The sequence below is a fragment of the Phenylobacterium sp. genome, from assembly GCF_030697305.1.
Classification (GTDB): domain Bacteria; phylum Pseudomonadota; class Alphaproteobacteria; order Caulobacterales; family Caulobacteraceae; genus Phenylobacterium.
In genome coordinates this window covers 24,542-33,982 of sequence record NZ_JAUYQL010000044.1, presented here as the reverse complement: position 1 = coordinate 33,982, position 9,441 = coordinate 24,542, and the positions used below count along the sequence as shown (strand labels likewise).

7 protein-coding genes are annotated in these 9,441 nt (G+C 67.4%); 3 read left to right on the top strand and 4 right to left on the bottom strand.

Annotated features, from left to right (window positions below; translation table 11 throughout):
* From Q8R27_RS05365 to aqpZ, 3 genes are all read left to right on the top strand, one after another.
* Positions 1-242 (top strand): dicarboxylate/amino acid:cation symporter (locus Q8R27_RS05365; RefSeq protein ID WP_305698038.1); only part of this gene is annotated, 242 nt, incomplete at its 5' end.
* 83 nt (positions 243-325) lie between these two features.
* Positions 326-1,258, top strand: coding sequence for a zinc metalloprotease HtpX (gene htpX, locus Q8R27_RS05360; RefSeq protein WP_305698037.1), 933 nt, complete (start codon positions 326-328; stop codon positions 1,256-1,258).
* An 85-nt stretch (positions 1,259-1,343) separates the two neighbouring features.
* Complete coding sequence (gene aqpZ / locus Q8R27_RS05355; RefSeq protein WP_371134648.1) at positions 1,344-2,075, top strand: aquaporin Z; 732 nt, start codon at positions 1,344-1,346, stop codon at positions 2,073-2,075.
* 16 nt (positions 2,076-2,091) lie between these two features.
* On the opposite strand, the gene Q8R27_RS05350 is transcribed toward aqpZ, so the two are convergent.
* The 4 genes from Q8R27_RS05350 to putA all read right to left on the bottom strand — a co-directional run bounded on the left by Q8R27_RS05350 (position 2,092) and on the right by putA (position 9,403).
* The gene (locus tag Q8R27_RS05350) at positions 2,092-3,135 is read right to left on the bottom strand and encodes a ribonucleotide-diphosphate reductase subunit beta (RefSeq protein ID WP_305698036.1); all 1,044 of its coding nucleotides are present in this window, start codon (positions 3,133-3,135) and stop codon (positions 2,092-2,094) included.
* A gap of 126 nt (positions 3,136-3,261) precedes the next feature.
* A complete protein-coding gene (locus Q8R27_RS05345; protein ID WP_305698035.1) occupies positions 3,262-3,939 on the bottom strand; it encodes a lipid A-modifier LpxR family protein in 678 nt (225 codons plus the stop codon).
* A gap of 261 nt (positions 3,940-4,200) precedes the next feature.
* On the bottom strand, positions 4,201-6,063 hold the full coding sequence (locus Q8R27_RS05340; protein WP_305698034.1) for a ribonucleoside-diphosphate reductase subunit alpha: 1,863 nt from the start codon (positions 6,061-6,063) through the stop codon (positions 4,201-4,203).
* Positions 6,064-6,307: 244 nt separating this feature from the next.
* Positions 6,308-9,403 carry a bifunctional proline dehydrogenase/L-glutamate gamma-semialdehyde dehydrogenase PutA gene (gene putA, locus Q8R27_RS05335; protein WP_305698033.1) on the bottom strand — a complete coding sequence of 1,032 codons (3,096 nt, stop codon included), beginning with the start codon at positions 9,401-9,403 and terminating at the stop codon, positions 6,308-6,310.
* Between the last annotated feature and the right edge of the window lie 38 nt (positions 9,404-9,441).

Genomic DNA, 9,441 nt, shown 5'->3' with positions numbered 1-9,441 from the left:
TGCTGATGATCACGTCGAAGGGCATGGCCGGCGTACCCCGCGCATCCCTGGTGGTGATCGCCGCGACCCTGAGCTACTTCAACCTGCCCGAGGCTGGCCTGCTGTTGATCCTGGCGGTGGACCATCTGCTGGACATGGGGCGTTCGGCGACCAACGTGGTCGGCAACTCGGTCGCCGCCGCCGTGGTGGCCAAGTGGGAAGACCAGATCGAGGAGCCGGTCCCTGAGCCTCAGCGGAGCTGACGCGGGCGCCTCTTCACCGTCCGCGCAGACTTCCCATATCTGCGGCAAGGGGGCGATGGTCGCCCTCGTCGACCTGGGAAGCGATGCGCAACCACCTTCGGACCTTCATGCTGCTGGCGGCGCTGACCGCCGTCTTCGTCGGCGTAGGCTACATGATCGGCGGCGTCGCCGGCATGGCCGTCGCCTTCGTCCTGGCGGCAGGAATGAACCTGTTCAGCTACTGGAACGCCGACAAGATCGTGCTGCGGATGTACGGCGCGGAGCCGGTCGAGGCGGATGACGGCCGGCCGCTGATCCGTGGCTTCATCACTGACGTGTATGAGCTGGCCGACGGAGCCGACTTGCCAAGGCCCAAGGTCTACGTGATCGCCAACGACCAGCCGAACGCGTTCGCCACCGGCCGGGATCCGGAACACGCCGCGGTCGCCGCCACGATCGGCCTGCTGCAGATGCTCGACCGGCGCGAGGTGCGCGCCGTCATGGCCCACGAACTGGCTCACGTCCGCAATCGCGACACCCTGACCATGACCGTCACCGCGACGATCGCCGGCGCGATCTCGGCGCTCGCCAACATGGCCTTCTTCTTCGGCGGCGACCGTGATCGGCCGATGGGGATGATCGGCACGGTCGCGTTGGCGATCCTGGCGCCCATCGCCGCGGCGCTGGTGCAGATGGCGATCAGCCGCAGCCGCGAGTACGAGGCCGATCGCGGCGGCGCGGAGATCAGCGGCGACGCCCAAGCGCTCGCCGCCGCCTTGCAGAAGATCGAGGCCTACGCCCGCGGCGTGCCCAACCACACCGCCGAACGCAATCCGGCGACCAGCCATATGTTCATCATCAATCCGCTGTCAGGCCAGGGCGCGGACAACCTGTTCTCCACTCATCCGGCGACGCAGAACCGGGTCGCGGCGCTGATGGAAATCGCGGCCGGCGTCTCACCTGCATCGTCTCGCCGCGCCTCGCGCAGGATGACCGCCGTTCCGATCACCGGCCGGCCCCGCGGACCTTGGGGCTGATCGCGCCGCGCGGACGATTTGCCATGGCTGGGGCTTACGGCCATGCTTGCCGCCTTGCCGATCCGGCAAGTCGGGAGGCGAAAAGATGGTGTCCTTGCCAAAGCGGCTGTTCGCCGAACTGTTCGGCACGTTCTGGCTGGTGTTCGGCGGATGCGGGAGCGCAGTGCTGGCAGCCGGCTTCCCCGACGTCGGCATAGGCTTCGTCGGCGTCAGCCTGGCGTTCGGCCTGACGGTCCTGACCATGGCCTATTCGATCGGGCACATTTCTGGGTGCCACCTCAACCCGGCGGTGACCGTCGGATTGTGGGCCGGCGGGCGTTTCCCGGCCAAGGACATCGCACCCTATGCGGCGGCGCAGGTGGTCGGCGCGATCATTGCCGCGCTCGCTATCTACTTCATCGCCAGCGGCCAGGCGGGCTTCAGCCTCGCGCCCAACGGTTTGGCGGTGAACGGCTACGGCGAACATTCGCCTGGCGGCTACAGCCTCGTGGCGGGCCTGACCATCGAGATCATCCTGACCTTCGGCTTCCTGATCGTGATCCTCGGCGCCACCGATACACGCGCCCCGTCCGGCTTCGCGCCGATCGCCATCGGCTTGGCCCTGACGCTGATCCACCTGATCAGCATCCCGGTGACCAATACTTCGGTGAATCCCGCCCGCAGCACGGGCCCGGCGCTGATCGTCGGCGGGTTGGCGCTGCAGCAGCTCTGGCTGTTCTGGGTCGCGCCGATCGTCGGCGCGGTCCTGGCTGGGTTCACCTATCGCGCGCTCGCCGAGGAACCGCGCGCGCCGGCGGTGACCGGCGAGGCGATCTGAGGCCGGCCGGGGAGTCCTACTCCACCAGCGAGGCGGATTCCGTGCGCTTGCTCATCAGCAGATCGAACTCCGACCACACGCCGGCCTTGCCGTCCCACTGACCGCGGGTTGCGGCCTTGGAATATTCGGTCGAGCGGGCCTCGAAGAAGTTGGCGTGCTCCACACCCGACAGCATCGACTGCAGCCACGGCAGCGGGTTTTCCTTCACGCCGTAGGCCTCGGGCAGCGCCAGTTGGCGCAACCGCCAGTCCGCGACGAAGCGGATGTACTGCTTGATGTCGTGCGGGGTCATGCCCTGGACCTCGCCGGCCTCGAAGGCCAGGTCGATGAACCGATCCTCCAGGCCAACCACGGTCTTGCAGCAATCGACGATGTCGTCGCCGACACTCTTGGTCACCGCGCCGGTCTCGGCGTTGAACGCGTGGTAGAGCTTGATGATGCCTTCGCAGTGCAGGCTTTCGTCGCGCACCGACCAGGAGACGATCTGGCCCATGCCCTTCATCTTGTTATGGCGCGGGAAGTTCATCAGCATCGCGAACGAGGCGAAGAGCTGCAGCCCCTCGGTGAAGCCGCCGAACATGGCCAGCGTGCGGGCGATGTCGGCGTGGGTCTCGACGCCGAAGGTCTGCATGTAGTCGTGCTTGGCGCGCATCTCCTGGAAGTCCAGGAAGGCGGTGAATTCGGAGTCCGGCATGCCGATCGTCTCGAGCAGCAGGGCGTAGGCCGCGATGTGGATCGTCTCCATGTTGGAGAACGAGGCCAGCATCATCTTCACCTCGGTCGGTTTGAAGACGCGGCTGTAGCGCTCCATGTAGTTGTCGTTCACCTCGACGTCGGACTGGGTGAAGAAGCGGAAGATCTGCGACAGCAGCGAACGCTCACGGTCGTTCAGCTTGGTCGCCCAATCCTTGCAGTCCTCGCCCAGAGGCACTTCCTCCGGCATCCAGTGGACCTGTTGCTGCTTCTTCCAGAACTCGTAGGCCCACGGGTACCGGAACGGCTTGTAGGCGTACGACGGGGTGAGCAGGCCAGGCAGGGCGCGGAGATTGGAAGCGGTCACGGGTGATTCCTGGAGCGCGGATGGGAACGCTGAGGCCCCCACGATAGGCGCCGAAAGCTAACAACATCTAGCGGCAAGTTGGCGCACCACCCCAACATCTTGTGAATTGTCGCGGCGCGGCGCGATTCAGCGGCGCGGCTTAATCGACAGCGAGAAGGCGACCATCGAGTCGTCGCGGGTTTCCTGACCGAAGATCATGTGCTGACCCTTCACCTCGCGGTGCACATAGCCCAGCGAGGTCTGCATGGCGCCGCGGCGATAGCCGACGCCCACGTGGGCGTCACCGATCAAGGCGCTTGAGGGATCTGTCGACCAGCCTGCACGGGCCCAGCCGTCGTCGCTGCGCAACATGTTGAGGCCGACGGCCCGCCCGCTTGCGGCGGCGAACAGGTACCAGCGTCCGTGATCGCCAAAGCTTGCGCCATCGCGCACGCCGATGTCGCCCAGCCGTTGGGCGACGTCGTCGTCGAGCCCCTTGCCCAGCCGCACTACGGCGCCGGCCTCGGCCAAGCCGCCCAGGTTGGACACGCCGACGCCGGCATGCGGTGAAACATCGAGGTCGTAGTCGCCGGCGCCGACGCGCCAGGCGCCGGGCCAGTCGCGCACCACAGACACCTCATAGACACGGGCGTCGAATTCGGCGCGATCGAGGTTCAGCGGCAGGCCGCCGGGCGATCGCAGTAAGCCGCCGACGCTGACCCGAACCGAGTCGATCGCCGCACCGGCCTCGCTGAGGTGGAGCGTCGTCGTCTGCGCGCCGCGCCATTCGACCGGCCCATCGGCGACGGTCACTTCGCGGGACATGAGCTGTCCCATGGGATCTTCGAATAGGACGGCGGGTGAATTGACCGTCGTGGTTACGGATGTGGGGGTTTGCGGAGCGGCCATGGCCTGCCCTGCGATCCCTGCTCCCACGGCCAAGGCCGCTACGGCCGCCAGCCCCATCGTCTCTCCCCCTGCCCGGTCAACGCCACAGCTTGGAAGCGATCCTTCCACACACTTCCAACCGCAGGAAGCGCGGATGAGTTCCAAACCGCAGACGTGTGGCCCATCGACCGCCCTCGCCTACTGGCAGGCGAGGCATTCTTCGTAGTCGGTGCGTTCGGTGGAGGTGACAAGCGCCGCAATCATTTCGCCGCCGGCGTGGGCCGCGCGCTGCACGGATTTCGAGCGCAGGTAGTAGAGCGACTTGCAGCCCCGCTCCCATGCCTGCCAGTGCAGCATGTGCAGGTCCCACTTATCGACGTCGCCCGGCAGGAAGATGTTCACCGACTGCGACTGGCAGATGTCCGGCGTCCGGTCGGCGGCGAGTTCGACCACCCAACGCTGATCGATCTCGAAGGCAGTCTTGTAGACGTCCTTCTCGTCGGCCGAGAGGAAGTCGAGGTGCTGGATCGAGCCCTCGTTCTCCAGGATCGAGTCCCAGATCGCGGGCGTGTTGCAGCCCTTCTCGTCCAGCAGGCGCTCGAGATACGGGTTCTTGACCGCGAACGAGCCGGACAGGGTCTTGTGCGTGTAGATGTTGGCCGGGATCGGCTCGATGCCGGCGCTGGTGCCGCCGCAGATGATCGAAATCGACGCGGTCGGGGCGATCGCCAGCTTGTGGGAGAAGCGCTCCATCACCCCACGTTCGGCGGCGTCGGGGCAAGCGCCGCGCTCCGCGGCCAGGGTGCGAGAGGCTGCGTCGCAGTGGCGGCGCAGGTGTTTGAACAGCCGCATGTTCCACGACTTGGCCAGCGCCGATTCGAACGGCACGTTCTGGCTTTGCAGGAACGAGTGGAAGCCCATCAGGCCCAGGCCCACGGACCGCTCGCGCATCGCCGCATAGACCGCCGGGTCCATTTCCGACGGGGCGCGGTCGATGAAATCCTGCAGCACGTTGTCGAGGAAGCGCATGACGTCCTCGATGAAGGTCGGGTGGTCGCGCCATTCCAGGAACTTCTCGGCGTTGACCGACGACAGGCAGCAGACCGCCGTCCGGTCATGACCGAGATGGTCGACGCCGGTGTGCAACATGATCTCGGAGCACAGGTTTGACTGACGCACCTTCAGCCCCAGCTCGCGCTGATGCTGCGGCATGGCGCGGTTCACCGTGTCGGAGAAGATCAGGTAGGGCTCGCCCGTTTGCAGGCGGATCTCGAGGATCTTCTGCCAAAGCGAGCGTGCGTTCACCTGGCGTACGACCTCCCCGTTCTTGGGCGAACGCAGGCCGAACGACGCGTCGTCGCGCACCGCTTCCATGAACTCGTCGGTGATGGAGATGCCGTGATGCAGGTTCAGCGACTTGCGGTTGAAGTCGCCCGAGGGTTTGCGGATCTCTAGGAACTCCTCGATTTCCGGATGGTGGATGTCGAGATACACCGCCGCCGAGCCGCGTCGCAGGCTGCCCTGGCTGATCGCCAGCGTCAGGCTGTCCATCACCCGGATGAACGGGATGATGCCGCTGGTCTGGCCGGCGCCCTTGACCTTCTCGCCGATCGACCGGACGCCGCCCCAGTAGGTGCCGATGCCGCCGCCATTGGAGGCGAGCGCCACGTTCTGGTTCCACACGCCCATGATGCCTTCGAGGCTGTCGGGCACGGCGTTCAGGAAGCAGGAGATCGGCAGCCCGCGCGAGGCGCCGCCGTTCGACAGCACCGGCGTCGAGGGCATGAACCACAGGTTGGAAATGTAGTCGTAGATCCGCTGGGCGTGGTCGGCGTCATCGGCGAACGCGGTGGCGACGCGCGCGAACATGTCCTGGTAGGACTCGCCCGCCAGCAGATAGCGATCCTCGAGCGTCGTCTTGCCGAAATCGGTCAGTTCGGCGTCGCGCGAACGATCGACCTCGACCTTCCGGACGAGCTGGAGCTGAGGTCGTTCGAACCTGCCGTTCGACCTCTGCGTGCTGTCGGAAACCGTACGGACTACCGCTTCACCGCCGCTCATGATCGAAAACCTGTTCTGTGTTGTAACCGCGTCGAGCCCCCGCCCGACGCAACATGTTGTGGGCGAAGCACCTGCGCCACCCACATATGGGGACACTTGGCTAATGACTCGTCAACGGCCGATACGGTCCGTCCCCAGCCTTTTTCCTCAACGAAAGGTTAACGTCGGCTCTCTCCTCATGAGGATCAAGGGGTTGCGGGGAAGCGCGGCGGATCGCCTCACAAGACTTTGAGTCCGCCCAGGCTCACGGATCGAGGTTGAGCAGGCCCGGATCGCCGCCTTGGGCTGCGATGTTCACCGACAGGGCGCGTTCGACCGCATAGCGAAGCAGGCTGTTGGGTCCGCCAGCCTTGGGCCCGGTGCCGGACAGCCCCTCGCCCCCGAACGGTTGGACGCCCACGACCGCGCCGATGATCGATCGGTTCACATAGGCGTTGCCAGCCGGCACGCTTGCCAGCACCTGGGCGGCGAAGCCGTCCAGCCGGCTGTGGACGCCAAGCGTCAGGCCGTAGCCGGCGGCGACCAGCGGCGCGGCTGCGGCGGCGATCTGGGCCGGGTCGTAGCGCACCACATGCAGGATCGGCCCGAACACCTCGCTCTGTAGGAAGACGGCGTCCGGGATCTCCACCAGGGTCGGCCCGAAGAAGGTCCCGGCGTGCGGCGTCGCCAGGCGGCGAATCACCTTTGCCTGGGCTTCCAGGCGCGCCAGGTGCGCATGCAGCGCGGCCAGCGCCTCCTGGTCGATGACTGGCCCGATATCGGTGGCGGGATCCGCCGGATCGCCGACCACGAGCGCGTCCATCGCCTCGGCGATCCCTGAGATCAATCCGTCCGCCGTCTCGTGCGGAACGAACAACAGGCGCAGCGCCGAGCAGCGCTGGCCGGCCGATCCGAAGGCCGAGACCAGGACGTCGTCGATCACCTGCTCGCGCAGGGCCGTGGTGTCGACGAACATCGCGTTGAGCCCGCCGGTCTCGGCGATCAGTGGGACGATAGGGCCGGCCCGCGCCGCCAGCGCACGGTTGATCGCCCAGGCGGTCTGCGTGCCCCCGGTGAAGGCGACGCCCGCGCACAATGGATGCTGGACCAACGCCTGACCCACCACGCCGCCATCACCCGGCAGCAGATGCAGGATGTCGACCGGCAGGCCGGCGGCGTGGAACAGGCGCACCGCCGCCGCGGCGATCACCGGGGTCTGTTCGGCCGGCTTGGCGAGCACCGCGTCGCCGGCGGCCAGCGCCGCGGCGACCTGGCCGGTGAAGATCGCCAGCGGGAAGTTCCACGGACTGATACAGGCGAATACCCCGCGCCCTTTGAGCCTCAGGGTGTTGGTCTCTCCGGTCGGGCCCTTCAGCGTCACAGGCGCGTCGAACTGGCGCTCAGCGAGCATCGCGTAGTAGCGGCAGAAGTCGGCGGCCTCGCGAACCTCCGCGACCCCGTCGGCCAGCGTCTTTCCCGCTTCGCGCACGCACAGCGCCACCAGGTGATCACGATCGTGCTCCAGAGCCGCGGCCATGGCGCGCAGCACTCGCGCCCGCGCAGCGCCGCCTTGGGCGTCCCAGGCAGGCTGAGCTCCTGCGGCCGCGGCGAAGGCGGCCTGGATATCTTCGGCGGAAGCGCTCCATGTGCTTGCGACCACGCGATGAGGATCCGCCGGCGAAGACCGCTGCCCGCCCGCCCCCGTGCGCCGCTCGCGACCGCTGACGATCGGCCCTGCGCTCTCGAGGCTGCGATCGAGTTCGATGATGGCGCGCACCAACCGTTCGCGCTCCGCCGCCTGGGTGAGGTCGACGCCGGTGCTGTTGGCGCGGTCGGGCTGGAACAGGTCGGCCGGAAGCGGAATGCCAGGGTGCGGCGCTCCACCGGACGCCTCCACCAACGCGATCGGATCGGCGGCGACTGCGGCCGCCGGCGCGTTCGGGTCTGACAGGGCGTGGACGAAGGATGTGTTGGCGCCATTTTCCAGCAACCTGCGCACCAGGTACGGCAGCAGCTGTTCGTGTTCGCCCACCGGGGCGTAGACCTGAACCGGCAGTGGGCCGTAGCGCGCCGTGGCCGCCTCATAAAGCGTCTCGCCCATGCCGTGCAGGCGCTGGAAGACCGGCGTTGATCCGGCCTGCTCGGCCATGGCGCGCACGGCCGCGACGGTGTGGGCGTTGTGCGTCGCGAACTGCGGCCGCAGCGACGGTCCCGCCGCCAGCAGCGCGCGGGCGCAGACCAGATTGGACAGATCGGTCGCCGCCTTGGTGGTGAACACCGGATATCCGGGCTGGCCCGCCACCTGCGCCCGCTTGATCTCCGCGTCCCAGTAGGCGCCCTTCACCAGGCGGACATGCAGGCTGCGACCGCTCTCTTGCGCCAGGTCGTTCACGGCGGCGATCACTCGCGGCGCGCGTTTTTGATAGGCCTGTACGGCGAGACCCAAACCTGACCAGCCGGACAGGGCGGGCGAGGCGGCCAGCCGCGACAGCAGCTTCAGCGACAGAACCAGCCGATCGGCTTCCTCCGCGTCGATGGTGAGAACGGTTTGACTGTCGGCCGCCTGGCGCGCCAGCCGCTTCAGCCGCGGATAAAGGCCGTCGAAAACCTGAACCTCGTGCAGGGCGTCATAGCGCGGCGACAGGGCGGAGAGCTTCACCGACAGGCCGTGCCTGCGGTCGGGCCCGAGCCGGCGGTTCTCTTGCGCAACCCGCTCCAGCGCACCGGCGTAGGCGGCTTCGTAGCGCTCGGCGTCGGCTTCGGTGCGCGCGCCCTCCCCGAGCATGTCGAACGAACAGACCAAGCCTTCCGCGGCGGCGCGGCGCAGGGCCTGCTCGATGGATCGTCCGAGGACGAACTGTTCGCCCATGATCCGCAGCGCCGCGGCGACCGCGGCGCGGATCACCGGCTCGCCTACCCGGCCGGCCAGCCGGCGGACGAACGACGGCAGGTCCCGGCGCATCTCCGGATCAGGATCCACCAACCGACCGGTGAGCATCAGGCTCCACGTCGAGGCGTTGACTAGCAGGCTGTCAGAACGACCGATGTGGCTGGACCAGTCAGCGGAGGCGATCCGCTCGGCGATCAGCCGGTCCCGCGTGGTGGTGTCAGGCGTGCGCAGAAGCGCCTCAGCCAGGCACATCAGCGCCAGGCCTTCCTGGGTCGAAAGACTGAATTCCTGCAAGAAGCGCTGAACCACCCCGGCGCGGGAGATCGCGCCTCGGGCATCGCGCACCAGGGCCTCGGCCTCGCGGGCCACCGTTTGGCGCTCGGACGTGCTCAGCGGGACGGCCGCGAGCAGCGCACGCGCCGCCTGTCGCTCGTCCAAGAACTTCTCGAGATCGAGGTCGTCCCAGGCCATTTGCGCTCCGATCCGCAAGCATGCTGGCTCGGAGCAGG

Bases quoted from the DNA above. Each gene is read 5' to 3' on its own strand.
- htpX (WP_305698037.1), top strand. From the start codon at position 326: ATGCGCAACCACCTTCGGACCTTCATGCTGCTGGCGGCGCTGACCGCC.
- aqpZ (WP_371134648.1), top strand. From the start codon at position 1,344: ATGGTGTCCTTGCCAAAGCGGCTGTTCGCCGAACTGTTCGGCACGTTC.
- Q8R27_RS05345 (WP_305698035.1), bottom strand. From the start codon at position 3,939: ATGTCCCGCGAAGTGACCGTCGCCGATGGGCCGGTCGAATGGCGCGGC.
- Q8R27_RS05340 (WP_305698034.1), bottom strand. From the start codon at position 6,063: ATGAGCGGCGGTGAAGCGGTAGTCCGTACGGTTTCCGACAGCACGCAG.
- putA (WP_305698033.1), bottom strand. From the start codon at position 9,403: ATGGCCTGGGACGACCTCGATCTCGAGAAGTTCTTGGACGAGCGACAG.